The organism is Amycolatopsis sp. NPDC050768 (assembly GCF_040654155.1).
Lineage (GTDB): Bacteria > Actinomycetota > Actinomycetes > Mycobacteriales > Pseudonocardiaceae > Amycolatopsis.
The window spans coordinates 223,785-248,302 of sequence record NZ_JBFAHL010000007.1; the positions used below are offsets into that span (position 1 = coordinate 223,785).

Annotated in this window: 27 protein-coding genes; 18 read left to right on the forward strand and 9 right to left on the reverse strand. The window is 70.9% G+C overall.

The window, feature by feature from the left end; genetic code table 11:
• Positions 1-3: 3 nt before the first annotated feature.
• Positions 4-651 (reverse strand): GntR family transcriptional regulator, encoded by a 648-nt coding sequence (locus tag AB0H62_RS22195; protein WP_220239426.1) that lies wholly within the window; start codon positions 649-651, stop codon positions 4-6.
• Positions 652-793: 142 nt separating this feature from the next.
• Here AB0H62_RS22195 and AB0H62_RS22200 point away from each other — a divergent pair, with 142 nt between their 5' ends.
• Positions 794-1,657: a hypothetical protein gene (locus tag AB0H62_RS22200; protein WP_360587828.1), complete on the forward strand. Its 864-nt coding sequence runs from the start codon at positions 794-796 to the stop codon at positions 1,655-1,657.
• Positions 1,658-1,745: 88 nt separating this feature from the next.
• Positions 1,746-2,501, forward strand: a complete 756-nt coding sequence (locus AB0H62_RS22205; RefSeq protein WP_360587830.1) for an SDR family oxidoreductase — start codon at positions 1,746-1,748, stop codon at positions 2,499-2,501.
• On the opposite strand, the gene AB0H62_RS22210 is transcribed toward AB0H62_RS22205, so the two are convergent.
• Positions 2,476-3,015 carry a GNAT family N-acetyltransferase gene (locus AB0H62_RS22210; protein WP_360587832.1) on the reverse strand — a complete coding sequence of 180 codons (540 nt, stop codon included), beginning with the start codon at positions 3,013-3,015 and terminating at the stop codon, positions 2,476-2,478. The two genes, AB0H62_RS22205 and AB0H62_RS22210, sit on opposite strands and share 26 nt — an antisense overlap.
• 110 nt (positions 3,016-3,125) lie before the next feature.
• Between AB0H62_RS22210 and AB0H62_RS22215 the strand changes: the two genes are divergently transcribed.
• Genes AB0H62_RS22215 through AB0H62_RS22225 form a run of 3 tightly spaced genes read left to right on the forward strand, consistent with a single transcriptional unit; the run spans position 3,126 to position 5,989 of the window.
• Positions 3,126-3,767, forward strand: a complete 642-nt coding sequence (locus AB0H62_RS22215) for a GntR family transcriptional regulator (protein ID WP_220239430.1) — start codon at positions 3,126-3,128, stop codon at positions 3,765-3,767.
• 15 nt (positions 3,768-3,782) lie between these two features.
• Positions 3,783-4,685, forward strand: coding sequence for an isocitrate lyase/PEP mutase family protein (locus AB0H62_RS22220; RefSeq protein WP_360587835.1), 903 nt, complete (start codon positions 3,783-3,785; stop codon positions 4,683-4,685).
• Positions 4,682-5,989, forward strand: a complete 1,308-nt coding sequence (locus AB0H62_RS22225) for an amidohydrolase family protein (protein WP_360587837.1) — start codon at positions 4,682-4,684, stop codon at positions 5,987-5,989. Before AB0H62_RS22220 ends, AB0H62_RS22225 begins: the two co-directional genes overlap by 4 nt.
• 100 nt (positions 5,990-6,089) lie before the next feature.
• Here AB0H62_RS22225 and AB0H62_RS22230 read toward each other — a convergent pair whose 3' ends face one another.
• Positions 6,090-7,712 carry an AMP-binding protein gene (locus tag AB0H62_RS22230; RefSeq protein WP_220239433.1) on the reverse strand — a complete coding sequence of 541 codons (1,623 nt, stop codon included), beginning with the start codon at positions 7,710-7,712 and terminating at the stop codon, positions 6,090-6,092.
• 185 nt (positions 7,713-7,897) lie between these two features.
• On the opposite strand from AB0H62_RS22230, the gene AB0H62_RS22235 reads away from it, so the two are divergent.
• The 8 genes from AB0H62_RS22235 to AB0H62_RS22270 all read left to right on the forward strand — a co-directional run bounded on the left by AB0H62_RS22235 (position 7,898) and on the right by AB0H62_RS22270 (position 15,044).
• The gene (locus tag AB0H62_RS22235) at positions 7,898-8,626 is read left to right on the forward strand and encodes a DsbA family protein (RefSeq protein ID WP_354874439.1); all 729 of its coding nucleotides are present in this window, start codon (positions 7,898-7,900) and stop codon (positions 8,624-8,626) included.
• Positions 8,627-8,744: 118 nt separating this feature from the next.
• Positions 8,745-9,323 (forward strand): TetR/AcrR family transcriptional regulator, encoded by a 579-nt coding sequence (locus tag AB0H62_RS22240; RefSeq protein WP_220239435.1) that lies wholly within the window; start codon positions 8,745-8,747, stop codon positions 9,321-9,323.
• Between the two features lie 143 nt (positions 9,324-9,466).
• The gene (locus AB0H62_RS22245) at positions 9,467-10,645 is read left to right on the forward strand and encodes a thiolase family protein (protein WP_360587839.1); all 1,179 of its coding nucleotides are present in this window, start codon (positions 9,467-9,469) and stop codon (positions 10,643-10,645) included.
• A gap of 45 nt (positions 10,646-10,690) precedes the next feature.
• On the forward strand, positions 10,691-11,425 hold the full coding sequence (locus AB0H62_RS22250) for an SDR family oxidoreductase (protein WP_220239437.1): 735 nt from the start codon (positions 10,691-10,693) through the stop codon (positions 11,423-11,425).
• A 61-nt stretch (positions 11,426-11,486) separates the two neighbouring features.
• Positions 11,487-12,644 (forward strand): acyl-CoA dehydrogenase family protein, encoded by a 1,158-nt coding sequence (locus AB0H62_RS22255; protein WP_360587842.1) that lies wholly within the window; start codon positions 11,487-11,489, stop codon positions 12,642-12,644.
• A gap of 67 nt (positions 12,645-12,711) precedes the next feature.
• The gene (locus AB0H62_RS22260; protein WP_255637827.1) at positions 12,712-13,143 is read left to right on the forward strand and encodes a nuclear transport factor 2 family protein; all 432 of its coding nucleotides are present in this window, start codon (positions 12,712-12,714) and stop codon (positions 13,141-13,143) included.
• Positions 13,144-13,146: 3 nt separating this feature from the next.
• Complete coding sequence (locus AB0H62_RS22265; protein ID WP_360587844.1) at positions 13,147-14,451, forward strand: chloride channel protein; 1,305 nt, start codon at positions 13,147-13,149, stop codon at positions 14,449-14,451.
• A 14-nt stretch (positions 14,452-14,465) separates the two neighbouring features.
• Positions 14,466-15,044 (forward strand): TetR/AcrR family transcriptional regulator, encoded by a 579-nt coding sequence (locus tag AB0H62_RS22270; protein WP_360587846.1) that lies wholly within the window; start codon positions 14,466-14,468, stop codon positions 15,042-15,044.
• On the opposite strand, the gene AB0H62_RS22275 is transcribed toward AB0H62_RS22270, so the two are convergent.
• Positions 15,027-15,542: a DUF2716 domain-containing protein gene (locus tag AB0H62_RS22275; RefSeq protein WP_360587848.1), complete on the reverse strand. Its 516-nt coding sequence runs from the start codon at positions 15,540-15,542 to the stop codon at positions 15,027-15,029. The two genes, AB0H62_RS22270 and AB0H62_RS22275, sit on opposite strands and share 18 nt — an antisense overlap.
• A 96-nt stretch (positions 15,543-15,638) precedes the next feature.
• Here AB0H62_RS22275 and AB0H62_RS22280 point away from each other — a divergent pair, with 96 nt between their 5' ends.
• The gene (locus AB0H62_RS22280; protein WP_360587850.1) at positions 15,639-15,884 is read left to right on the forward strand and encodes a hypothetical protein; all 246 of its coding nucleotides are present in this window, start codon (positions 15,639-15,641) and stop codon (positions 15,882-15,884) included.
• Here the strand turns inward: AB0H62_RS22280 and AB0H62_RS22285 are convergent.
• A complete protein-coding gene (locus AB0H62_RS22285; protein WP_360587852.1) occupies positions 15,850-17,133 on the reverse strand; it encodes an MFS transporter in 1,284 nt (427 codons plus the stop codon). The genes AB0H62_RS22280 and AB0H62_RS22285 overlap by 35 nt on opposite strands.
• A gap of 229 nt (positions 17,134-17,362) precedes the next feature.
• On the opposite strand from AB0H62_RS22285, the gene AB0H62_RS22290 reads away from it, so the two are divergent.
• The 3 genes from AB0H62_RS22290 (at position 17,363) to AB0H62_RS22300 (ending at position 20,209) form a co-directional block, all read left to right on the forward strand.
• A complete protein-coding gene (locus tag AB0H62_RS22290) occupies positions 17,363-18,256 on the forward strand; it encodes a LysR substrate-binding domain-containing protein (protein ID WP_360587854.1) in 894 nt (297 codons plus the stop codon).
• 3 nt (positions 18,257-18,259) lie between these two features.
• Positions 18,260-18,667 carry an MmgE/PrpD family protein gene (locus AB0H62_RS22295; protein ID WP_360587855.1) on the forward strand — a complete coding sequence of 136 codons (408 nt, stop codon included), beginning with the start codon at positions 18,260-18,262 and terminating at the stop codon, positions 18,665-18,667.
• A 333-nt stretch (positions 18,668-19,000) separates the two neighbouring features.
• Entirely contained in the window at positions 19,001-20,209 is a 1,209-nt protein-coding gene (locus AB0H62_RS22300; protein WP_360587857.1) for a hypothetical protein, read from the forward strand.
• Between the two features lie 4 nt (positions 20,210-20,213).
• On the opposite strand, the gene AB0H62_RS22305 is transcribed toward AB0H62_RS22300, so the two are convergent.
• From AB0H62_RS22305 to AB0H62_RS22315, 3 genes are all read right to left on the reverse strand, one after another.
• Positions 20,214-20,939 (reverse strand): alpha/beta fold hydrolase, encoded by a 726-nt coding sequence (locus AB0H62_RS22305; protein WP_360587859.1) that lies wholly within the window; start codon positions 20,937-20,939, stop codon positions 20,214-20,216.
• Positions 20,940-21,041: 102 nt separating this feature from the next.
• Entirely contained in the window at positions 21,042-21,947 is a 906-nt protein-coding gene (locus tag AB0H62_RS22310) for an AraC family transcriptional regulator (RefSeq protein ID WP_360587861.1), read from the reverse strand.
• Positions 21,948-22,049: 102 nt separating this feature from the next.
• On the reverse strand, positions 22,050-22,829 hold the full coding sequence (locus AB0H62_RS22315) for a serine protease (protein WP_360587863.1): 780 nt from the start codon (positions 22,827-22,829) through the stop codon (positions 22,050-22,052).
• A 298-nt stretch (positions 22,830-23,127) separates the two neighbouring features.
• Between AB0H62_RS22315 and AB0H62_RS22320 the strand changes: the two genes are divergently transcribed.
• Complete coding sequence (locus AB0H62_RS22320; protein WP_360587865.1) at positions 23,128-23,694, forward strand: hypothetical protein; 567 nt, start codon at positions 23,128-23,130, stop codon at positions 23,692-23,694.
• A gap of 37 nt (positions 23,695-23,731) precedes the next feature.
• Here the strand turns inward: AB0H62_RS22320 and AB0H62_RS22325 are convergent, their stop codons facing one another.
• Entirely contained in the window at positions 23,732-24,514 is a 783-nt protein-coding gene (locus AB0H62_RS22325) for a methyltransferase domain-containing protein (protein WP_220239450.1), read from the reverse strand.
• Positions 24,515-24,518 lie beyond the last annotated feature (4 nt).

The window sequence follows — 24,518 nt, forward strand, 5'->3', positions numbered from 1 at the left end:
GCGTCAGAGGCCCTTCACGAGCACGTCGTGGGTCGTCTTGAGGTGGGCGGCGAGGCGGTCGGCCGCGAGGTCGGCGTCGCGGGCGAGCACGGCGTCGAGCAGGCCGCGGTGCTCGGCGTCGACGTCGCGCTCGCCGGCCGGCTCCGCGACGGACCAGCGGCGGTAGAGCTCGCCCTTGTCGCGCAGCCGGTAGGCCATCGCGAGGATGCGCTGGTTGCGGCAGCCTTCGAGCAGTGCGGTGTGGAACGCGCCGTGGGCCTTGCCGGCGGCGACGGAGGGCTGCGGGTCGTCCGCGCGCGGGGTGACGAGCAGCAGGTGGTGCGCGCCGACCACGTGCGCCTCCCACGCCGCGTCGCCCTCGCGCACCGAATGTTTCAACGCGAGCGTCTCGATCTCCAGCCGGGCCTCGGTGAGGTCCCGAAGGTCTGCCTCCGACAGGGCCGCGACGCGGAAGCCCTGCATCGGCCGCTCCTGCACCAGGTCGCGCTCGGCGAGGCGCAGCAGGCTCTCGCGCGCGACGCCGACGCTGCACTCGAAGCGTTTGCACAGCTCCGCCGTGCGCAGCGGCGAGCCCGGTTCGCGCGCGCCGGAGAGGATCTCCTCGCGCAGGCTCAGGTACACGCGCTCGTTGCGGGTCTCCTTGTCGGGCACCTGCCCATCCTACGAATGTTCGAGCCCGGAGCCGGGGTGGCCACGCTCGTCCGTTCAGGTCATTATTCGAACATATAATTAATATTCGAATATCTGGCGTAGCCTTGATCTTGACCGACCACGAGGAAGGAACGGATCACCCATGACCACCCAGGCTGACTCCCGGACCTACGACTTCGACGCGAACGTGGCGGGGTTCGGCGCGCCGGAGCTCACCCCGCTGCGCAAACCGCCGGCCGACGCGACCGTCGGGCTGCTCGTCACGTGCGGCGCCTACTACCCGGACCAGAAGCGCCTGGAGCAGCGCAGCGACCTGTCCTACCGCCTGCTGCCGCGCGAGCGGGACCTGTCGGACGTGCTGTTCGCGCACATGACGCCGATCCGCGCGTTCGCGCTGGCCGACCCGAACGTCGCGTATCCGCGCGACACGATGCTCGACCTCGAGCGCGCGGGCGTGATCGGCCGCTACGCCGACCACGCGGTGTCCATGGTCGGCTCGATCTCGCAGTACGACGAGCTCGCCACGGAGACCGCGCCGAGGATCGTCGACGAGTTCGCCGCGATGGGTGTGGACCTCGTGCCGTTCTGCCCGCAGTGCCACGTCGCCGGCGGGGTCCTGGCGCGCGCGATCGAACGTCGTGGCCTGCCGACCACCAGCCTCACCACGCTGCACCGCGCGGCTTCGGCGGTCAAAGCCCCTCGTGCGACGTTCCTCGACTTCCCACTCGGCTGTCCGTGCGGCCGGCCCCGCGAGGCCGAGCAGCAACGCGCCATCGTCCGCGCCGCGGTGGAGACCGGCGCCGCCGTGGACCCGGCCGACGAGTGGTCGCTGCGCCGGCTGCCGTTCCAGTGGGCGGCCGACGGCGGCCGGGACTGGGAAGCGCTGGTGACCGACCTGTACCGCGTCGACAACGAGATCCGGGGGAGCGTGCGGGCGAACCTCAACGCGCACGTCATGACGCTGGAGGGGCAAGAGAAGGAGTTCACGATCCGCTGCGCCTGCTGAGGCCTGTCCTCTTAGGACGGTGTTCGGCGACCACTTCGGCCGCTGCCCGCTTGACCTGGAGCGCGCACCAGCTCCTAGCGTCGGTGCGATGGAAACGAAGGTGCTAGTGACGGGCGCGACCAGTGGCCTCGGACTCGCCATGGCGACCGCGCTCGCCGGAGCCGGGGCGCGCGTCGCGGTGAGCGGACGGTCGGGGCAGCGGGCGCGCGAGGTCGCCGCCGAGCTGCCGGGGGCGTTCGGGGTCGAGCTGGACGTGCGCGACGAGACGTCGGTGGCGCGCGCCGTCGAGGAGACGTGGTCGCGGCTCGGTGGGCTCGACCTGCTGGTGAACAACGCCGGGCTCGGCATGCGCACGGTCAACCCGCGGTTCATGACCGAGCCGCGGGGGTTCTGGGAAGTCCCGGTCGAGGTTTTCCGCCAGGTGGTCGAGACGAATCTGACGGGCTACTTCCTCGTGGCGCGCGAGGTCACGCCGCGGATGCTGGCCGCGGGTGGCGGACGGATCGTGAACATCGCGGTGAGCGAGACGACCATGAGCAGGGCCGGGTTCGTGCCGTACGGCCCGTCGCGCGCGGGCAGCGAGTCGCTGTCGCGAGTGATGGCGGCGGACCTGCGCGGCACCGGCGTCACGGTGAACCTGCTGCTGCCCGGCGGCGCTACCGTCACGGGGATGCTGCCGGACGCGCCGGCCGGCCACCGCTTCCTGGAGCCGGAGGTGATGGGGCCGCCCATCGTGTGGCTGGCCTCGGCCGAGGCGGCCGGGGTGCACGACGAGCGCATCGTCGCCGCCGAGTTCGAGCAGTGGCTGAGCGAGCGCGTCAGGCGCGGAACTGCGCCGGAGTGAACGAGAAGACCGCGTACTCCCGGCCCGCGTGCGTGAAGTCGCCGACGTGTTTCATGCCGACGTGCGTGTGGACGGCCAGCGACTTCTCGTTGGCGCGTTCGACGAACAGCACGCCCGCGGTGTGGTCGGCGAGGTGTTCGGCCACGGCGGCGAGCAGCAGCCGCACCACGCCCTGGCCGCGGTGGGCCGGCGCGACCGTGACGGGGCCGTAGAGGAACACGCCTTCGGTCAGGCCCGCGGCGCGCGCGACCTCGACGGTGCGCCCGGGCGGGCCGTCGCCGGCCGAGTCCGCCGGTGACGTCAGGGCGACGCCGGCCGGTTCGCCGTCGTCCTCGGCGAGGTAGACGCCGGTGGTGGTGTCGAACCCGGAGAGCTTTTCCTCGTCGAAGCTGCCCTGCACGAAGCCCTGCGCGGCGCGTTCTTCAGGGGTCAGGTCGAGTCCGCGGGCGCCGTCGAGCAGCGCGAGGACCGCCGGTCGGTCCGCCGGTCCGGACTTGCGCACCAAGATCGTCACGGCTCCACCCTAGCGAGCGTGACCAGAGCCACGCGACAATAGTGGCGCTTGCATTGTTGACAATCCAGGCGACACGCTCGTATCCTGGGTGGCAGCACGAAGGGACGGCCATGAAGAGCGAAGAGGTCGAGCTGCACCTGCGGGAGCGGCTGTTGCGCGGGGACTTCACGCCGGGCAGCCGGCTGCCGGAAGTGAAGCTGGCCGCCGAGCTCGGCACCACCCGCAACGCCGTCCGATCGGCCCTGCTCGCGCTCGAGTCGCGCAAGCTGGTGGAGCGGATCCCCAACGTCGGCACGGTCGTGGCAAAGGTCGACTTCGGCCGCCTGGAGGAGATCTACGACGTCCTCGAGGTGATGGAAGGCCTAGCCGCGCGGCTCGCGGCACAGCAGGCCGAACAGCAGGACTGGAAGGCGCTGCAGGAGCTTTTCGCGCCCAGCCGGCTCGACGACGCGGCCGCCAGCGGTGACCTCGAGACGTTCCTCGCGGCCATCGACTCCTACCGCGACACCGTGATCCGCTTGGCGGAGCAGGATTTCCTCGCCGAGACCCTCGCCGGCATCCAGGACCAGGCGCACCTGCTGCGGCGCCGGATCCTCATGACCCCGGGCCGGATGGAGGAGAGCCTCGCCGAGCACCGCGACATCATCGAAGCCCTCGTGCGCGGTGACGCCGTCCGGGCCGAAGAGCTCAAGCGCCACAACATGAAAACCGCCCGCAAGCGGTTGCGCCGCTACCGCGATTTCCTCGTCTGACGAGAAGGAAGTTCCATGCCGAACACACCGCACGAGCGCAGGAAGGCGTTCAAAGCCCTCCTCGCCGGACCCGGGCCGCTGGTGCTGCCAGGAGCGTACGACGCCTTCAGCGCCCGCCTCGTCGAAAAAGCCGGTTACCCCGCGACCTACCTGGGCAGTTTCGCCGCCGCCGCGTCGGCGTTCGGGCTGCCCGACGTCGGGCTCCTCACCTTGAACGAGATCGCCGAGCAGGCGCGCCGCGTCGTCGACGCCGTCGGCGTCCCCGTGCTCGCCGACGCGGAGAACGGTTTCTACGACGCCCCGAACGTCTGGCGCGCCGTGAAGGTCTTCGAGGACGCGGGCGTTGCCGGCGTGCACATCGAGGACAACCTGGGTGGCAAGCACACGTCGATGCCCGCCGGGCTGCTTTCGGTGGAGCAGATGGCGAACAAGGTGCGCGCGGCGGTCGACGCCCGCACCGATCCCGACTTTCTCGTGATCGCCCGCTCCGACGCGGCGTGGGTCGAGCACGACCTCGAAGGCTGCGTGCGCCGGCTCGAGGCCTACGCCGCGGCCGGTGCGGACATGGTGTTCGCGCCCGCCATCCCGGCGACCGACCTCAAGCGCGTGCGGGACCGGATCCCGGTGCCCGTGATGGTGCCCGGGGATCTGCTCGACGTGCCGGGTTCGGACGAACCGTCGAGCACGATCGCGCAGTACGGCGAGGCCGGTGCCGACGTGGTTCTGTTGTGGTACACGGTGATCGGGGCCGCGTCGAAGAACGTCGCGGCGGTGCTCGACGCGCTGCGGGAACGCAACGACGTGGCCGCGGTGAAGCACCTCGTCACCGAGCAGCACGCGTTCGAAGCCGCCATGGGCTACGACGAGTACGAAAAGCGCAGTGCGCGGTACGCGAGCGGACAGGAGGCGCCGGCGTGAGCGGCGAGACCGTCTACACGGGAGCGCGCCTGATCACCGGCGAGCAGGTGCTCGACGACGCGGCGCTGGTCGTTCGCGACGGGGTGATCCGGCAGGTCGGCGCGGCGGCGGACATCGTGGCGGAAGGCACCGTGGTGGAAGGCACTGTGGCGGAAGGCGCAGTGGTTTCCTTGCGCGGCAAGACGGTGATCCCCGCGATCGTGAACCCGCACGGCCACATCGGGTACATGCGCGGCACCACGTCGGACGCGAGCTTCTACTCGCGCGCCAACGTCGTCGACCACCTGCACCGGCTCGCGTACTACGGCGTCAGCACGTTCCAGTCGCTCGGCACCGACCGCGACGACACCGAGCTCGCCGTCCGCGACGACCAGCGCGCCGGCGCCCTCGGCGAGCGTGACGTCGCGCAGCTGTTCACGGCGGGCGCCGGAATCGTCGCGCCGACCCCGGGCGACACCAATGGCGGGCCGTTCTTCGCCGCCGACGCTGTGCACGAGGCGACCGGCCCCGACGAGGTGCGCGCGTTCGTGCGCGGCCTGGCCGAGAAGCGGGTCGATGCCGTGAAGTTCTGGCTCGACAGCCGCCACGGCACCAAGGAGAAGCTCGGCCCGGAGATCTACGAGGCCGTGATCGACGAGGCGCACGCCCACGGCATCACCGTCGCCGCGCACATCTACACGCTCGAGGAGGCGAAGGCCGTCATCCGCGCGGGTGCCGACATCATCGCGCACCTGCCGCGCACGGGCACCGACGACGAGCTCATCGCGCTGCTCAAGGACAACAACGTCGCGGTGTTCACGTCGATGGCCATCCAGCGCCCGCCGGGCGAGGACTGGCTGGACGAGCCCGCGTTCGCGGACATCCTCCCGCGCGACGCGGTGGAGACCTTGCGCGCGACGATCCGCGAGAAGGCGCCGGAACCGCTGTTCGACACCGGCGCGGCCTACCGCGGCATGGAGAAGACGCTCGTCGCCCTGGCCGACGCGGGCGTGCGGCTGGTGTTCTCCGCCGACACGGGCCTGCTCGCGCAGATCATCGGCTTCGCCGAGCACCGTGAGCTGGAGGCTCTGGTGGCGGCCGGGTTGTCGCCGCTGGCGGCGCTGCGGCTGGCCACGGAGGTGTCGGCCGAGCTGCTGGGGCTGGCCGACCGCGGTTCGCTCACGGTGGGCAAGCGGGCGGACTTCGTTGTCCTGGACGAGGATCCGCTGGAGGACATCACCGCGACCCGCCGTATCGCCGACGTGTACCTCGAAGGCACTCGCGTCGACCGGGAAGGGCTGCGCAAGGGCTGGCAGAACGCCTGACCGACGCGATACGCGGAAGGCCGGTGCCCGGACGGGTACCGGCCTTCCGCCGTGGACAGTCCCGGGGGACGGTGTGGTCCGGCCATGCCGTCCACTGTGGTCAGCCGCCGACCTTGCGGGCGCTGTCCGCCCAGTACCGGTCTCGCAGGCGGCGCCGCATGATCTTGCCCGAACCGGTCTTCGGCAGCTCGTCGACGAACTCGACCGAGCGGGGCTTCTTGTAGCCGGCCAGGTGTTGCGCGCACATGGCGATCACATCGTCCGCCGTCACCGTGAACCCGGCGCGCACCACCACGATCGCCTTCAGCGCCTCGCCCCACGTCTCGTCGGGCACGCCGACCACGGCGACCTCCGAGACTCCGGCGACGGTCGACACCACGTTCTCGATCTCCGTCGGGTAGACGTTGAACCCGCCGGTGACCACCATGTCCTTCTTGCGGTCCACCAGGTACAGGTAACCCTCGTCGTCGAACCGGCCGAGGTCGCCGGTGCCGGCCCACCCGTCCGGACCGAGGATCGCGGCCGTCGCGTCGGGCAGGTGCCAGTAGCCCATCATCGTCTGGTCACCGCGCACGGTGATCTCGCCGATCTCGCCGTGGCCGACTTCGGCGCCGGTGTCGTCGACGAGCTTGACCTCCACGAACGGGCTGACCCGGCCCGCCGACCCCAGCCGCGCCGGGATCCCGCCGGCTGGGTCGAACGCGTGGTCTCGCGCCGAGAGGCACGCGATCGGGATCGGCAGCTCGCTCAGCCCGTAGAACTGCACGAACACGTCGCCGAACTCCGCACGGGCGCGGGCGAGCCGGTCCGGGGCGATCGGCGAACCGGCGTACACCACGGTGTGCAGGGAGGAGTAGTCGCCGGGCCGCTGCTCGGCGGAGAGGACGAGCAGGTTCAGCATCGTCGGCACCATCGGGAGGATGGTCACGTGGTGGGATTCGATCAGTTCCAGCACCACTGCGGGGTCGAACTTGGCGCAGGTGAGGTGTGTGGCGCCGCGCACGAAGTACGCCGGCGCCACGTATCCGCTCAGGTGGCTCAGCGGCGCGACGTGCAGTACGAGATCGTCGTCGGCCGCCGGTGGCAGCTCGAGGAGTTCGTTGCGCACCATGGCCGCCCAGGCGGCGTGGCTGAGCGTGGCGCCTTTCGGCAGGCCGGTCGTGCCGCTCGTGTAGAGGATCGCCGCGGGGTCGCCGGCGTCGGGCTTCACCGGTCGAGCGGGTTCGGCCGCGCGCAGTTCGTCCAGTGTGGTGTCGCCCGGGCCGGCCGCGACCGCGACGACGTACCGGAGGTGGGGGAGTTCGGCGCGGATCCCGGCGAGCTGCCCGGCCCACGCGGCATCGGCGAACACGACGGACGCGGCGCAGTCGTTGAGGATGTGGACGACTTCGCGCACGTGCAGCCTGGTGCTGAGCGCGGTGCGCACGAGTCCGCTTGCGAACAGGGCGTGTTCGGATTCGAAGAACTCGAGTCCGTTCGCCAACAACAGCACACCGCGGTCACCTCGGCGCAAGCCCAGCGCGGTGAGCCCACCGGCGACGCGGTGCACGCGGTCGCCGAGCTCGCGGTAGGTGAGCGCGGTGTCGCCGTCGCGCACGGCGACGCGTGAGCCGAACTGGCGGTAGGCCCGTTCGTAGAGCTCCGCGATCGTGACCCGCGCGCAGACCGGCCGGTGCACCAGCCCGTCCGCGCCGGGTGTTGCCGTGGCTGTCCCGTCGAGCATCGTCGCCCAACCTCCTTCGCCGAACACGGTCGTTGGACCGATCGGTCCGAGCACTTCTCCTGGTTGGCGATTATGCTTGTACCGATCGGTATAAACAAGGGTCGCTGGTTCAGTGGCAGCGGAGAGACGCGCGACGCAGCCGTGTGATCTGGATCGATCGGTCCAAGCACCGGTACGCTCACCGCATGAGCGACCCCGATCTGCACTTCTACTTCGACCCCGTCTGCCCCTTCGCCTGGATGACGAGCAAGTGGGTGCGCACCGTCGCGCGGCTGAAGCAGTACGACGTCGAGTGGCGGTTCATCTCGTTGCGCCTGCTCAACTCGCACATCGACTACGCAGCGCACTTCCCGCCGGAGTACGAGGAGTCGCACACGTCGGGGCTGAAGCTGCTGCGCGTGGCCGCGCGGATCCGCCGCGACCACGGACCCGAGCCGATCGGCGCCTTCTACGAGAAGCTGGGGCAGGAGACGTTCGAGCAGGACGCCGTCCCCGGTGGCACGGCCGCCGCGGTGCACCGAGGCGTGCGCGACCTCGCGACCATGGCACTCGACGCCTGCGGGCTTCCGCACGAGTACGCCGACGCGCTCGAGGACGACACCTGGGACGCCGTGATCCAGGCGGAGACCGACGTCGCCCTGACGCTGACGGGCAAGGACGTCGGCACGCCGATCCTGCACTTCGAGCCGCCGCGCGGCACCGCGCTGTTCGGCCCGGTGATCAGCCGGCTGCCCTCTGACGACGAGGCGGTCGAGCTGTGGGACCACGTCGTGGCGCTGTCGCGTTTCCCGGGTTTCGCCGAGCTCAAGCGCAGCCTGCGCGAGCAGCCGCAGCTGCCGGCCTTCGGCGTCAGCGCGGGCGAAGCCGGCAAGCAGGAGGACTGGCACGGCGGGAGCCGTCGGCAGAAGAAGTGAGACTGCGCCCGCGCGGCTGGTCGACCTGCCGGGACCTCGCCCTCGCGTCGGGACGGGGCCTCCGGCGGATATCCTTGGAACGTTCGGTCCACGAGGGGTGAAGGCGGGCGTCGGCGAGATGACGGTGACGGGATTCGAGGCGAACCGGGCACGCGTGATCGGCATCGCGGCCGAGCTGTTCGCGCGGAACGGTTACCACGGCACCGGGATCGCCGAGCTCGGCACCGCCGCGGGTCTCGGGCGGGGCGCGCTGTACCACTACATCGGCAGCAAAGAGGCCGTGCTCTACTCGATCAGCAAAGAGCAGGTCGACTCCATGAACGCCTACGCCGAGCAGCTGCTCGACGAGGACCTCGCCGCCGAGGAGCTGCTGCGGCGCATGGCCCGCGGGCTGCTGCGCAACATCGCCGAGCACCGCTCGGAGTGGGCGGTGTTCTTCCGCGAGTACACGGCGCTGACCGGCGAGTGGCGCGACCACGTGATCACCGCGCGCGAGCGCTATGAGGGCTACTGGCGCCAGGCGCTGGACAACGGCGTGCGCGCCAAGGTGCTGCGCCAGACCCCGCGCCTGCTGGTGAAGGGCATCCTCGGCATGCTCAACTACACCTACCTCTGGTACGAGCCCGACGGTGAGCTGACGCCGGACGAGGTCGCCGACATGTTCCTCGACGCGTTGATCGAGGGCATCCGCGCCTGACCCGGGCGCGCTCCGCTCAAGTTCGGCTCGCGTTTTCCTGATCGAATTTCCGTCACGGTCGGTCTTGTGCCCAATTTCTTGTACCGACCGGTCCATACAGGTATTGTCCTCGGTGATTCCAGCGCCGGACACCGGGAGGACCCATGACTTCACCACGCGACGCGGTGGTCGTCGATGTGCTGCGCACCCCTGTCGGCAAGGGGAAGCGGGGCGGCGCGCTCTCGCACGTCCACCCTGTGCACCTGCTGGCCGACGTTCTCGCCGGCCTCGTCGCGCGCAACGACCTGGACCCCGCGCTCGTCGACGACGTGATCGCCGGCTGCGTGACCAAAGCGGGAGAGCAGGCCGTGAACCCGGCCCGCAGTGCCGTGCTCGCCGCCGGGTTGCCGCTGTCGGTGCCCGCGACCACGGTCGACCGGCAGTGTGGCTCGAGCCAGCAGGCCGTGCACTTCGCAGCGCACGCGATCCAGGCCGGCGCGGCCGACGTCGTGATCGCGTGCGGCGTGGAGTCGATGTCGCGCGTGCCGATGCACTCCGACACCCAGGACGCCGACCACCTCGGCTCGCGCGTGGCCGAGCGGTTTCCCGGCGGGCTCGTCGGGCAGGGGATCTCCGCCGAGCTGATCTGCGCGCGGTGGGGGCTCGGTCGCGACGATCTGGACGCGTTTTCCGCGCAATCCCACCGTCGTGCTGCCGAATCGCAGGCCTTGTTCGCGCCGGACCTGGTCACGGTCGCCGAAGCGCCGGGGCTCACGGCCGACGAGACCGTCCGCCCGTCGACCACGGTGGACGGCCTTGCCGGCCTGCGACCGTCCTTCGTGGACGAAGCCGCCGCGAGCCGCTTTCCCGAGATCGACTGGAAGATCACGCCGGGCAACTCGTCTCCGCTCTCCGACGGCGCGGCCGGCGTGCTGTTGATGAGTGCGGCCAAGGCTGACGCTTTGGGGCTCACCCCGCGTGCCCGGATCCACGCGACGGCCGTGGTCGGAGACGACCCGATCCTCATGCTCATGGGCGTGGTGCCCGCCACCCACGCGGTGCTCGCGCGGGCCAGGCTGACCGTCGGCGACATCGACCTGTTCGAGGTAAACGAGGCGTTCGCGCCGGTGCCGCTGGCCTGGCAGCGCGAGACCGAAGTGGAGCCGGAGCGCCTCAACGTCCACGGGGGAGCGATCGCGCTCGGCCACCCGCTGGGCGCGAGCGGTGCCCGGATCCTGACCACGCTCGTCGGCGCGCTCGAACACCGCGGCGCCCGGTTCGGGCTGCAGACGATGTGCGAGTGGGGCGGCATGGCCAACGCCATGATCGTCGAGCGGCTCTGACTTTCGTCACACTTATCCGTACAGACCGATCGGTACAATCATTCCATGAATGCAGAAGACACCAGAGTCGCGCTGGTCACCGGTGCTTCGCGGGGGATCGGCGAGGGCATCGCGCGGCAGCTGCTCGACCGGGGGCTCCGGGTCGCCGGCACGTATCGCTCCGGCGGGGACCGCGTCGGGAAGCTGGCCGCGGACGCGCCCGGCCGGGTGCTGCCCGTGGCTTTCGACCTCGCGGTGCCCGATACGGCCGAAGCGCTCGTCGAGCAGGTCGCCCGGCACTGGGGCCGGCTCGACTCGCTCGTGCTCAACGCCGCGGTGTGGCAGGGCGGCAAGCTCGCCCGCGTCGACCTCGGCGACTGGTGGCGCGTGATCGAGGAGAACTTGCGCAGCACGGCCGCGCTGGTGCGCGCGGCGATCCCGTGGCTGGCCGAGGGCGCGAACCCCAGCGTCGTGCTCGTCGGGTCCGCCGTCGGAACGGTCGGCTTCCCCGGTGACACCGCGTACGCGAGTGTGAAGGCCGCTGCGGTGGGCTTCGCCCGATCGCTCGCGAAAGAGCTTGCGCCCCAAGGGGTGCGCGTGAACGTGCTGGCGCCCGGGTTCGTGGAGACCGACCTGACCGCCGCGATCCCCGACGGCGCGCGGCGGAAGATCGCCGACGCCACCGTGCTCGGCCGCTTCGGCACCGTCGAGGAGATCGCCCGCGCCGCGGTGTTCCTCGCCGAAGACGCCACGTTCTGCACGGGCACGGTACTCGCCGCCGACGGCGGCTGGACGTTGTGAGATCCAGGACTGCGAAATCCAAGACTGTGAAATCCAAGACCGTGAAATCGAGGAGGAACCGATGAGCACTGGCCTGCCCGCCGACGACTACCGCAAGCTGCGCGACGCCGTCTTCGCCACGATCTGGGAGGAGCTCGACCCGCTGGAGCACCGGATCGAGGACACCGAGAAGATTCCCTACGACATCGTGCTGCCGGCGCTGCGCGCCTGCGGCGCGTTCGGCCTGATCGTCCCGCGCGAGTATGGCGGCTCCGGCCTGTCGATCGCGCAGTACCTGCCGATCCTCGCCGAATTCGCCAAGATCCAGGGCGGGATCCGCGCGATCGTGCACGTCCACAACTCGTTCGCCCACGCGTTGTCGGAGATCGGGAGCACCGCACAGAAGAACGAGATCCTGCCGGGCGCGGCGACGGGGGAGAAGTCCCTGGCGTTCGCGCTCACCGAACCCGGCAACGGGACTGGCGCCGATCTGTCCACTGTGGCGCGTCGCGAAGGTGACGAGTACGTGCTGAACGGGCGCAAGTGGCTCATCACCAACTCCGACATCGCCTCGCACTTCCTGGTGTTCGCGAAGACGTCCGATGTGGACGTTTCCGCCCTCCTCGTGCCGCGGGACGCGCCCGGGTTCACCATCGCGCCGCTGCCGGAGACCATGGGTTGCAAGGGTGCCGAGCACGGCGAGCTGACGTTCACCGACGTGCGGGTGCCCGCGTCTTCGCTGGTCGGCGCCGAAGGTGAGGGCGGTGCGCACCTGGAGCGGGCGCTGGAGGTCAGCCGGGTGTTCATCGCGGCGTCTTCGCTCGGCACGGCGACGCGGGCGCTCGAGCTTTCGGTGAAGTACTCGCAGGAACGGGTGACGTTCGGCAAGCCGATCGCGTCGCGGCAGGCGATCCAGCGCTACCTCGCGGAGATGGCGGCCGACGTGTACGCGCTGCGCGGCATGCTGGCCGACGCCGGGGCCAAGTGGGACGCCGGCAAGCGGATCCCGGCCGAGTCGTCGCTGCTGAAGCAGTTCGGGCTGGAGGCCGTCGGGCGAGTCACCGACCGGGCGCTGCTGGTGCACGGCGGCATCGGCTACACGCGCAAGTACCCGATCGAGCGGTTGTATCGCGACGCGCGCCTCAACTGGCTGGAGGAGGGCACGCCCACGATCCAGTACCTGGTGGCCGCACGGGAGCTGCTGGACGGCTACCGGTTCGACGACGCCTTCGCCGGCTAGCCACGTCGGTGTGGTGCTGCTCGCAAACAGGCCCGGTGCCGCCGTTGCGGAGCTATCTTTGACAGCAATGTCAAACATGACTCTGGAGGTCACCATGCCGAACTCGGCGGAGCTGGTCGAATCGTTCTGGAACGAAGTCTGGAACGCGCACAACCCGGAAGCGGCCGACGATTTCGTGGTCGAGGACTTTGTGATCACCAACGCGGGCGTGCGCATCGAGGGCCGCGAGAACTTCAAGGCCTGGATCGGCGCGTTCCTCGAGCAGGTGCACGACCTGGAGCTGGAGATCGTCGAAACGTTCGAGAACCACGACGGCAGCCGCGTCGCCTCGCGGTGGCACGTGCACGGGCGCAACAACGGTGTGCTCGGGTCCGAACCGGACGGTCGGCCCATCTCCTTCAGTGGCACCGCCGTGTGGGAGATCGAAGACGGCAAGCTCGTGCACAACCACGTCGAGCGGGCTTCGTACGAGCTGCACCAGCGCCTGAACGCGGCCTGACGGGTGCGCTCGGGCCCGCTGCTCCTCGCGGCCGCTCTGGCCGGCGCGGTCGCCGGGGTCGCGGCTGTTGCGTTCGGACAGACGGTGGGCGCGCTCCGGTCGCTGGTGGCCGGTGCGCCGCCCGCCGTCGTCGTGCTCGCGCCGGTCGCCGGAGCGCTGCTGTGCGTGGCGGTGGTGCGCTTCGTACCGGACGCCGGTGGCGGCGGGATTCCGCAGGTGCGCCAGGCGTTCGCGGGCTCGCCCCTGCGCGGACGGGTCGCGGGCGCCAAGGCGCTGGCGTCCGGCGCGATGCTCGGCTCCGGCGGTTCGGGTGGCGCGGAAGGCCCGGTCGTCCACATCTCGGCGGCGCTGGGGTCGGCTTTGGCTCGCGCGGTGCGGCTGCCTCCTGCTTCGGTGCGTCCCGTCGCGGCTGCCGCCGTGGCGGGCGGGGTGGCGGCTTCGTTCGGCGCGCCGCTGGCGGGCGTGGTGCTCGTGGCGGAGGTGCTCGTCGAGGGCCTCGGCGGGGCGGAGCTCGTCGCGGTGGCGATCGGCTCGGCCGCGGGTGCGCTGACGGGCTGGGTGCTGCCGGGCGAACCGCTGCGGCTGCCGGATGTCGCGGTGGGCGGGTCTCCGTTCGGTGGTGTGGTGGCGGGGCTGTTCGGTGTGGTGCTGGCGTGGTCGTTGTACGTCGGTGGGGCTTGGTCCGGGTGGGTTCGCGGGGTGGCCGGCTCGCGGCGTCTCGTTGCCGACGAGGACCGGGTGGGCGAGGCTGATGGCCCGGGCCGACCTGGAGTTGTCGCCGGTGGCTCTTGTTCTGGCGATGCTCGTGCCGCGGTGGGTGCTGCTCGGCCGGACCGGCTCGGGACTCTCGTTCACTGGGCCTGCTCTGGCTGGGTCCGCGCTGTTGTCTGCGGGGTGGCCGTCGGGCTGCTCGTGTTCGCGGTGCCCGGTGTCGCCGGCGTCGGGCAGCCGGGGGCCGCGGCGGGCGGCCTGAGTGTGTTGCTGGTGCTGGCGGTGGTGAAGGTCGTCGCGACGGGCGTGACCGTCGGGGCGGGCGGGGTGGTCGGGACGATCGGGCCCGCGTTGTTCGTCGGGGCGACGGTGGGCTCGGCACTGCCCATCGCGGGCGGCGCCGCGGCGGGGATGGCCGCGTGCCTGGCCGCGGCGTCGAGGGCACCGGCGACGGCCGTCGTGCTGGCGGTCGAGCTCAGCGGGCTCGACCTGTTGCCGCCGATTCTGCTGGCGGCGGCGATGGGCTGGCTGGCGGGGCTGCTCACGCGGCACGGCGTCTTCGATGTTCCGGAGCCGACTAGGCTGGCCGGCGGGTAGGGGAAAGGGGTTCCATGGCGGGCGTACGCCAGTTCGACGAGCGCGAGGCTCTCTCACGCGCCCTCGACGTCTTCACCGACCGCGGCTTCCGCGCCACGTCGATGCTCGACCTGGCCACCGGCACCGGCGTCCAGCGCGGCTCCCTGTACAACGCCTACGGCGGCAAGGAAGAAATCTTCCTGCGCGCCTTCGGCGAATACACGGCCGACTTCCTCGCCGGCGCCTCCGCGGCCCTCGACCGGCCGACGAAACGCGCGGCCCTCCTGTCGTTCTTCGACTACTGCATCGAGACTTTCACCGCCGGCACCCCGGCCCACGGCTGCCTCTCCACCCGCACCGCCATCGAAGCGGCCACGGAGGCGCCGCGCGCGGAGTCCGCCGTGCGGGCCTTGCTGGACGAGCTGGAAACCCTCGTGTACGCCAAACTGTCCACTCTGGACGACGGCGTCGAGTCCCCCGTGGACCTCCACGGCGCCGCCCGGCTCGTCGTGAGCACCACGCGCGGTCTCGCGGTGATGGAACGGGTGCGCTACGAGCCGGACGAGCTGCGCGAAATCGCGGAAACCCTGGTGACGTCACTGTTCGGTCGTTGAGCCTGAGTTGACGCGTTGCCCGTCACGGCGGAGCAGGGGGCCGAGAATCCCGCGGTTCAGCTCGATGGCCGCCCGCACGGCGGTCTCACCGAAGAAACACAGGCTCTTCTCGTGGTGATCGCCGACGACGCCGAACGACAGGTCTTTCGACACGAAGATCAGGTAGTCCCCGTTGGGGTAGTGGGTGTACTCCCAGCCGTCGAGGTCCGTGATGTCCGTGACGCGGTGCGGCCGGTACTGAGTCGACGGGTGCGCGGAGTCGTGTGAGAACACCGAGTCCCAGTATTCGGTGCAGGCGCGCAGGACGTCGCACACGAGTTGCGCGACTGGCTGCATCGGCGCCGGACCGAGCGCCCAGCACACCGACGACGCCGGCTCCTCGATCGCCGGCCAGGAGGCCGGATCGGGGCCGCGCCGGAAGCCGAATTCGGTGGCGAACTCGGCCCACAGTTCGCGCTGGAGCTCCCAGTCGAGTTCGACCCAAGCGAATTCCGGCACGACGGGAGCCTACCGGGCATCGCGAGGGGCATTGCCGTTTCGGCAACAAAGTACTTCGCGCTGCCGCGCCGGCCGGAGCACGAGGCGCTGCACCGGTTGCTCGCCTCGGTCGCGCCCGGGGGCACGCTGCTCGTCGCCGGGCACGATCCCGGCGACGAGAGCGTGGACTACGCCGGCTACTACCGGCCCGACGAGATCGCGCGGCTCCTCGGCGGCGAGTGGACGATCCTGGTCCACGAGTCCCGGCCCCGGAACAGGCCGGGGCCGGAGGGCACTCACCACACCCGCGACGTCGTCCTGCGCGCGGTCAATTCCGGCGGGGAGCCAGCAGCAGGGCGGTGAAAGTGATCGCGCACGCCACCACGATGTACAGCGCGATCACCCACGACCCGCAGAACCCCGCGAACAACGCGGCCGCGATGAACGGCGCCGGGCCGCTCGTGATCAAGCCGCCGACCTGGTACGCGACCGAAACGCCCGTGTAGCGGTGTTCCGCGCCGAACAGCTCGGCGAGGAAGCCGGCCATGGCGCTGTAGGTGGTGGCGTGGCCCAGGGTTGCGAGCAGGAACATCGCGAGCAGCACCGCGGCCGGCGCGCCTGAGTCGAGGAGCCAGAAGAAGGGGAACGCGACGGCGGCCGAGTACACCGCGCCGCCGAGGAGGACCTTCCGGCGGCCGATGCGGTCGGCGAGAATGGCGACCAAGGGCACGGCCGCGATGTCGACCAGTGAAGCCACGATGAGGCAGGTCAGCACCGTGCCCCGGGACACCCCCGCGGAGTTCGGCCCGTACGACAGCACGAAAACGCTCGCGATGTAGAATGGGACGTTCGTGCCCGCCTGCGCGAAAATCCCGACGAGCACCGCGCGCAGTGACCGTCGCAGGGTGTCCCGCAAAGGAAACGTGGGCACGTCGGGGCGCTTGAACTCCGGGGACTCCTCGAGCCGCGACCGCACGTACAGTCCGACGAGGATGAGCACCGCACTCGCCAGGAACGGCAGGCGCCAGCCCCAGCTCAGCAGCTGGTCCTTCGGCAGCTGCTGCACCGCGAGGAACGCCGACGCCGACAGCACGAGACCCGCGGGCACCCCGGCCTGCGGCCAGCTGCCGTAGAACGCGCGCCGGTGCGGCGGGGCGTGTTCGACGGCCATCAGCACCGCGCCGCCCCACTCGCCGCCGACGGCGAAGCCCTGCAGCAGCCGCACGAGCACCAGCAGGATCGGTGCGGCGACGCCGATCTGGCCGTACGTCGGCAACAGGCCGATGGCGACCGTGCCGCCGCCCATCAGCAGCAGCGACAGGAAGAGCATCCGCTTGCGGCCGATCCGGTCGCCGAAGTGGCCGAACACGATGCCGCCGAGCGGGCGCGCCACGAAGGCGACCCCGAACGTCGCGAAGGCCGCCAGGGTGCCGGCCAGCGGGTTGAGCGTGGGGAAGAACTGGGCGTTGAAAACGAGTGTGGCCGCCGAGCCGAAGAGGAAGAAGTCATACCACTCGACGGCGGTCCCGACGAAACTCGCGAACGCCACGCGCGCGGGTCTGACCCGCGTCGCCTGCTGCTGCTCGACAACCACAACTACCTCCAACGTCATCGGGGGAGACGGCGCGCGAACGGCGCGCCAGTGGTGGCCGCCACCGGTCCCGGACCAGCGGCGGACGGACCAGGCCGGCGATCTTCAAGCCTGTGACCTGGGATGTTGCGCGGAACTATAGCCGTACCGACCGATCGGTACAAGACCCTGTGAGCTGTGAGTCAACGCTCCTGCCCCGCCCGGCGAGGCCTGCTGCCCGCGCCGCCGCGCAACGGGTAGAACAACTGTGGTGAGCGACGAAGTGTCCTTTCGCGACTTCGAGGTTTTCCTCGCGTTCGCCCGGAACGAGCACTTCGTCCGCGCGGCGGAGGAGCTCGGCGTCAACGCGACGACGGTGCAGCGCAGCGTCCGCGCGCTGGAGCGCAAGCTGGGGGTCGACCTCGTCGAGCAGCACGGGCGCCGCGTCCGGCTGCGCGACGCCGGCCGGGTGCTCGCGCGCGAGGCGAGCTCGGTGCTGCGCAGGCGCGCCGACGCGATCGTCACCACGCGTGCCGCTTCAGGGGATCTGCGGCAGGTGCTGCGCATCGCGCACACGTTCTCCCTCGGGCTCGGCTTCGTGCCGGAGGTGCTGGCGGGCCTCCTCGAACGCCACCCCGACCTGAGGTTCCGCTGCCACCAGAGCTCCGCGACGGACGCGGTCACCCACCTGCTGCGCGGCGACGCCGACGTGGTGCTCGGCTCGGCCGCCCCGGCCGACCCCGACGTGGTGGTGCTGCCGCTGTTCACCGAACCCCTGCTGCTCGCGGTGTCGATCGGGGATCCGCTGACCAGGCACGAAGTGGTGCACCTGCGCGAAACGAAGGACCGGTCGTTCGTCGCCATGGCGCTCGGCGCGAGCAGCCGCGCGCACCTGGCCGATGCGTGCGCCCGTGCCGGGTTCGTGCCGCGCGTGACAGTGGAGGGCAGCGACCCGTTCGTCGTCGAGTCGATGGTCGGCGCGGGGCTCGGAGTTTCCGTGGTGCCGGGCCGGATGGCCGATCACCACCATCCGCGCGTCGTGCGGATCCCGATCGCCGACGAGGGCTGTCACCGTACGATTTTCCTGGCACACCACAAGAAATCCACTGTCACGCCGATGGTGCGGGCGCTCACGAGCGTCGCGGTGGCGCGGGGCAGCGGCTGACCGTTGCGATTTTCGCAACGGACCGGCGCGGGGTTGTCGTTGTTCGCGCCGGGCGGCGTTGCCGGCTACGCGGTCGCCCGCGCGGTGGCCGATGGCCTCGGCCCGGACCACGCCGCCGCGGGCTGGTGCCTCGAAACCACGGCGGGCACAGTCGCCGCGGCCGCGGCGGCGGCCCGCGTCCTCGACCTGCACGGCCCGGCCCTGCGCCACGCCATCGGAATCGCGGCGACACAGGCCTCTGGGCTGGCCGCGGTGAAGGGCACACCACTCGGCGCGGCGCAGCTCGGGCACGCCGCCGCGACGGGGGTGGAGGCGGCCTTGCTGGCGCGCAACGGGGTCACGGCGGCGGAGGATCCGTTGTCGGGTCCTCGGGGTTTGTTCGCGTTAGTGCGGCCGGCGGATGAGCCGTGACCTGCGCGGCGCGAATCGGTGCGGTGTGTCGGGCCTGCCGCGGATACGAGCGTGGAAGTGGCTCTGCTGTGAACAAACGGCTTCACCAACGGTGAAAACCGGTTTTCGGGATCGCGGCGCGCCTGCCGCGCAACAGTGTCACAGCAGCCGAATACTCGCCCGTGGTGTCGGCGCCCTGACCCGACCGGCAGATGAGTACTGAGTGGACAGTCGGCGACCGGCGGGTGTACCCCTGACTCGCTGTGACCCCAGGGCGGCATTAGGGGTATTGCGGAACCCCGCCACCCGCGCCTAGCGTGGCCGCGAACGTAGCTTCGAGTCCTGGGGGGTCTCATGTCGGTGCGTCGTCGTGTTCTGGTTGCTTCGCGGGCGGTGGTCGCCGCCGCGGTGCTCGTCGGGGGAGCGGTGGTGGCGTCGCCGCCGGCGCTCGCGGCGACGGCGCCCACGAATCTGCCCACGAGTCAGTACACCCTGAGCGCGGATTACCACCAGTTCGACGCCGTGAACACCGCGCTGGTCTCGACCTTGGGCACCGCCGCCGTGCACACGGTGATGGACAACGCGAACCACGACCGCACGGCGCTGCCGTCGTCGGTGTCGGTCGCCGGGCTGTCCGACGGGTTCCGCTTCGACAGCGCGGACAACTCCGACTGCGCCAACTACCCGCAGGGCATCACCACCAGCCGCGATGCCGTCGGCACCGCGAACAGCGGCAACTACGACGGCCACCAGCTCGTGCTCGTGAGCTGGTACACCAAGGACGGCTGTGACGGCGACCAGGGGCGAAGCCGCATCACGCTCGTCGACTGGGACGCGACGTACCCGAACAAGTACCGCAAGATTCTCCTCGTCGAGCCGACCGGCACCGCGGCCGCGCCGGACTTCAAGGACATCCCGATCCACGCCGGCGGCGTGTCCTGGTACGGCGACTACCTTTACGTCGCCGACACCGGGCACGGCATGCGCGTGTTCGACCTGCGCAAGATCCTCAAGACCAACACCGGCGGAACGGCCGGGCAGATCGGGCACCAGACCGGCAGCGTGTACTACGCCCACAACTACGCCTACGTGCTGCCGCAGGTCGGCACGATCACCTCGAAGACCACGTCGGGCACCAACCTCGCGTGGTCGTCGATCTCGCTCGACCGCGTGAGCAAGTCGATCGTGATGGCGGAGTACACCTGCCAGTCCGGTTGCACCGCGTACCCGAACCGCGCCCCGCGCGCGATCCGGTTCCCGTTCGCCGCGGGCGCGACGACGTTCGCCGCCACGACCACGGCGAGCGAGGCTCTGCAGCTGCCCTGGTACAACCTCAACGGCGTCGCCTCGCACAACAGCCGCTGGTGGTTCAACTCCTCGGGCCAGAAGAAGCTCTACTACTGGACCCCGGCGACCGGCCCGGCGACGCACACGTGGATCTCCAGCGGCGAAAGCCTGTCGTACTGGGAAGACGCGACGAACGCGGATCTACTGTGGACGCTCCAGGAAGGCGCGGGCAACCGCAACGTGTTCGCGGTGACTCAGGCGACGTACGGCGCCTGACCAGTCAGTCGCGGGCGGCTTCCTCGATCGCGGTGGCGAGCCGGTCCGGTGCGGTGAACATGACCTCGTGGCTGCCGCGCAGCTGCACGAGGCGGTACAGCCCGAGCCGGCCCGACATCCGCGGGTGCCAGCCCCATTCGCCCGGCGGCAGGGCGGTGTCCTCGGTGGCGTTGATGTAGCTCTTGGGGATGTCGCCCGCGTAGAAGCGCGTGAGGTCGAGCTTGTCCAGGAACGGCTGGTACGGCTCGGTGGACAGCTCCTTGTGCGTCGACGCGGCCAGCTCGGCGTCGGCGTCCTGGATGAACGCCTCGCGCCACAGGGGGAACGGCATCGCGACCGAGTTGTCGTCGCTCGCGGCGGCGGTCTGCGCGAACATCTCGCGGTAGTGGGGCGGGAGCTCGTCGTTGAGACTGTTGCCCGGCGCCGGGACGAAGGCGTTCCAGAAGATCAGCCGCTTGAGCCGCTCGGGGATTTCTTCGGCGACACGGGCGATCACGGTGCCGCCGAAGCTGTGGCCGAGCAGGACCACGTCGTGCAGGTCGACGGCGGTGATGGCGTCGACGATCGACTGCGTGCAATCGTTGTGGTCGACGTTCTTGGGCACGCCGTTGCCGTGGCCCGCGACGGTCGGGGTGTGCACTTCGTGGCCGCGGTCGCGCAGGTGCTTCGCGACAGGTTCCCAGAGCGGACCGTCGTGCCAGGATCCGTGGACGAGAACGAGAGTGGCCATGGCGTCTTCCCTTCGCAGGCGGTGATGCGCTGGCGGGGAAGGTAATCCGGGCGCCCGGCCGCGGCTGTCCGGAATCCGCGGCTTGGCCGGAACGCGCGGAGCTCAGGCGCGGCGCAGGTCGTCGGACGGGGTGGTGCCGAACGTCCGGCGGTAGTCGGCGGCGAAGCGCCCGAGGTTGCCGAAGCCCCAGCGCGTCGCGACTTCGGTCACGGACTTTCCCGTGCCGGCCAGGAGTTCCGCGTGCACGCGTTCGAGGCGGACCTGCCGCAGCCGGGCCGTCGGGGACGTGCCGAGCTGTTCGCGGAAGTGGTCCTGCAGGGTGCGCGGGGCGACGTCGGCCGCGGCAGCGATGTCGAGCAGGCCGACGGCGGCGCCCGCGTGGGCTTCGATGTACTCGCAGGCCCGGCGGACGACGTCGGCTGCGCTGCTCTGCCGGCGGGTGGGGGCGGAGCCGCCGAACGAGTCGAGCGCCGCGACGGCGACGAGCTGCGCCACCGACGTGCCGAACGGTGCTTTCAGCAGACCGTGGGGGAGCACCTCGCGGACGACGAACCGGGTGACCGCGTCCCACGGCGCGGGGTCGAGCGCCGGGCCGGTACGGATGTCGGCGGCCCGGCCGGACGCGGCAGCCGCGCGGGCGAGCAGCTTGCCGGGGAGCTTCACGGTCAGGAGCCGGCAGCCGGGACCGAACGTGAGGGCGTGCGCGGACCGCGCGTCGAGAGCGACGGTCTGTCCGGCGGCGACGCGGGTGTCGTTTCCGATGGTCAGCTCGCCGGCGAGCGGACGGGAGAAGAGCACGAAGTCACCGAAAGGCACGGGATCGACCTGCACGCGATCGCCGCCGTAGGACAGAGAGAAGACGCCGAGCTCGTCGCCGGACGCTTCGGCGTGGCGGGCGTGGAACGCCGGGCCGCGCGGGGTGAGGTCGTGGGGGCAGTAGGAGCCGGCCACCTGGGCGCGGGCCAGGTCGACGTCGCGGGTGTCCAGCCGGACGGTCATGCCCTCCATCGCGCCTCCTCCGCCCGGCCGCCGCGTCGGTGGGGCCGGTCGGGTGGTGGCACAGGCTACCCCGCCGGTGGGCTCGTTCGCAGCCCGCCGGCGAGGCGGTGGTCAGCCGAGGTGGGAGCTGATGACCTGGTAGTCGTTGCCCACGTTGGTGTAGACGCCGGGGAACCCTTCGCGCGCACAGCCCTGGCCCCAGGACACGATGCCGGCCAGCTTGCCGTCGACGTAGGCCGGGCCGCCCGAGTCGCCCTGGCACGAGTCCTTGCCGCCTTCCGGCACGCCCGCGCAGAACATCGACGCCTTGTCGAAGTTGTCCCCGATCTTCTCGTACGCCTCGGCGCACGTGGCGTTGTCGGCCACCGGCACGGTGACCTTCAGCAGCCCGTCCGAGACGTCGCCGTTCTCCGACGTGGTGCCCCAGCCGACCACGGTGACATCGGCGCCGGTCTGGTAGGCCGGGTCGTCGGCCGACTGCACCAGCGTGGCGGGCTTGAAGGAGAGGTCCTTGTCCAGCGTCAGCACGGAGTTGTCGTGCTGCATCCCCTGCATGGTGAAGTCGGGGTTCTGCCAGACGTCCGTGACGCCCGCCTTCTCGCCCGTGGTGTCGGAGAAGTTGGTCTGCCCGCCGATGATCTCCATCTGCGAGGGTTTGACGCCGTCGGTGCAGTGCGCGGCCGTCAGCACCTTGTTCGGTGCCACCAGGCTGCCCGCGCAGTGCTGCGCGCCGTCCACGTTGAAGATCACCGTGGCGGGGAACTCGTCGATCGTGGTGGGCGTCCCGCCCACGATCAGCGGCTCCTGCCCGGCGGACGCCGCGGGCGCCCCCGCCGCGGCCACCACGCCCGCCGCCACCACCCCGGCCAGCGCGGCAACCACGCGCCTCACGTCTGCCCTCATTCGCCTTCTCCCTTCGGGGACCTGCAAGATCTTGTCCCTGAGCAGACCAGACGGCGCCGGGCGCGGGTTAGCTACGAAAGTCGTGACCTGAAAATTGGCGAAGATGGTTGGTTTTTGTCTGACTCAGTCGAATGGTGACTGCCGCCGATAGGCTTCCGGGTCCTTTCGGCCCGGGTGCGCGGGTGTCCGTCCTCAAGATCAGGTCGCGAGCTGAGCCACGCCCGGAACCGGCTTGTCCTGCCCGGCACGGGGGCCGCAATTTGGGAAAATGCGGCGGATTCCGGCAGTGGCACCGGCAGGGGCCGTCGGCAGCCTTCCTTGGTGGCTGCTGGTGGCGGGCAGCGCCGCCATCGTGCTCGGGTTCGTGGTGAGCACGGTGTCCTACCGGGCGGCCTGCCGGTGGGGTTCCCGTGGCTTCGAAACGAGCAGCCTGTTCGTGGGCTTCGCCGGGGTGGCGGGCATGGTCGCGGCCCTGTGGGGCGCGCTCGAGATCGTCTCCGAGGCGCCGGACGGGCCGCCCGCCGCGACGGGGGCGTTGCTCCTGCTGCTCGCCGCGGCGCTGGTGGCCGGTGCGGTACTGGCGGGGATGATCGCGCTGGAGCGCACCGCGCGGGTTCCGGCGGAGCTGCTCTCGATCGTGCCGCTGAACCCGGTGCCGGTGGTGCCCATCGCCCTCACCGTCGTCGCCGCGGCGGGGCTGGCCGTGCTCGCGGCGCTGGGCGCGTTCGGCGTCCTGCACCTGAGCATCGTCGTGGTCGTGGCGTGGGTGTACGTCGGCGTCGGGCTCTTGGTGGTCGCAGGACTCGTTGTCTTCGTTCTGGTGTGGATCGTGGCCCTGATCTTCGGCGCGTGAGCACCCGGCTCGCAGCCGCCCGCGGGAAACGCGCCGGTCACTCCGTTTCCGCGGTGAAGAGGTACCGGTTGAGGCAGTAGAAGTACTCGCCTCGATCGGCGCGCTCTCGCAGGTCGGCGAGCCACGCCTCGGCGTCGGCCTCGGTGACGCCGCCGTGGCCGGGCACGAAGTCGGCGATGATGTGCATCTGCGTCGCGCTGAACGAATCGGGCGTCAGCTCCAGGTTCAGGATCGGGTGCACGTGGTGCCCGGTCACGCGGAAGCCCGCGCGCCGCAGCAGCGCCGGCAGGATGCGTGGCAGCCGGGGGTGCGCGAGGTGCTTGTCCCAGGCGTCGAGAATCCGGCGGTGGCGGGCGCGGTCGGCGGTGTGCCAGACGAGCGAGTCGGCGTCGGTGTCGAGGATCAGCACGCGCCCGCCGGGGCGAAGCACTCGGCGCAGCTCCGCCAACGCGCCGGGCACGTCGGGCACGTACTCGTAGACCTGGGTGGACACAGCCGCGTCGAACGCATCGTTCGGGTAGGGCAGCGCGGTCGCTTCGCCCTCGTCGAGCCGTACCCAGGGCAGCTCGCGTGTGCGCGCGGTGGCGAGTTCATTCATCGCGCGACTCGGGTCCAGCCCGTGCGCGGCGCCTGACGCGCCCACGGCCCGCGCGATGGACTCCAGCAGGTACCCCGGCCCCGACCCGACGTCCAGCACCCGCTCACCCGGCCGCGGCGCCAGCCGCGCCAGCACCGTGTCCCGCTGCGCCACGACGTCGGGGCTCGCGTAAAGCCGCTCGGTGAGCTTCGCGCCTTCGTCGTCGAACCGCAGCATCGCCATGGCC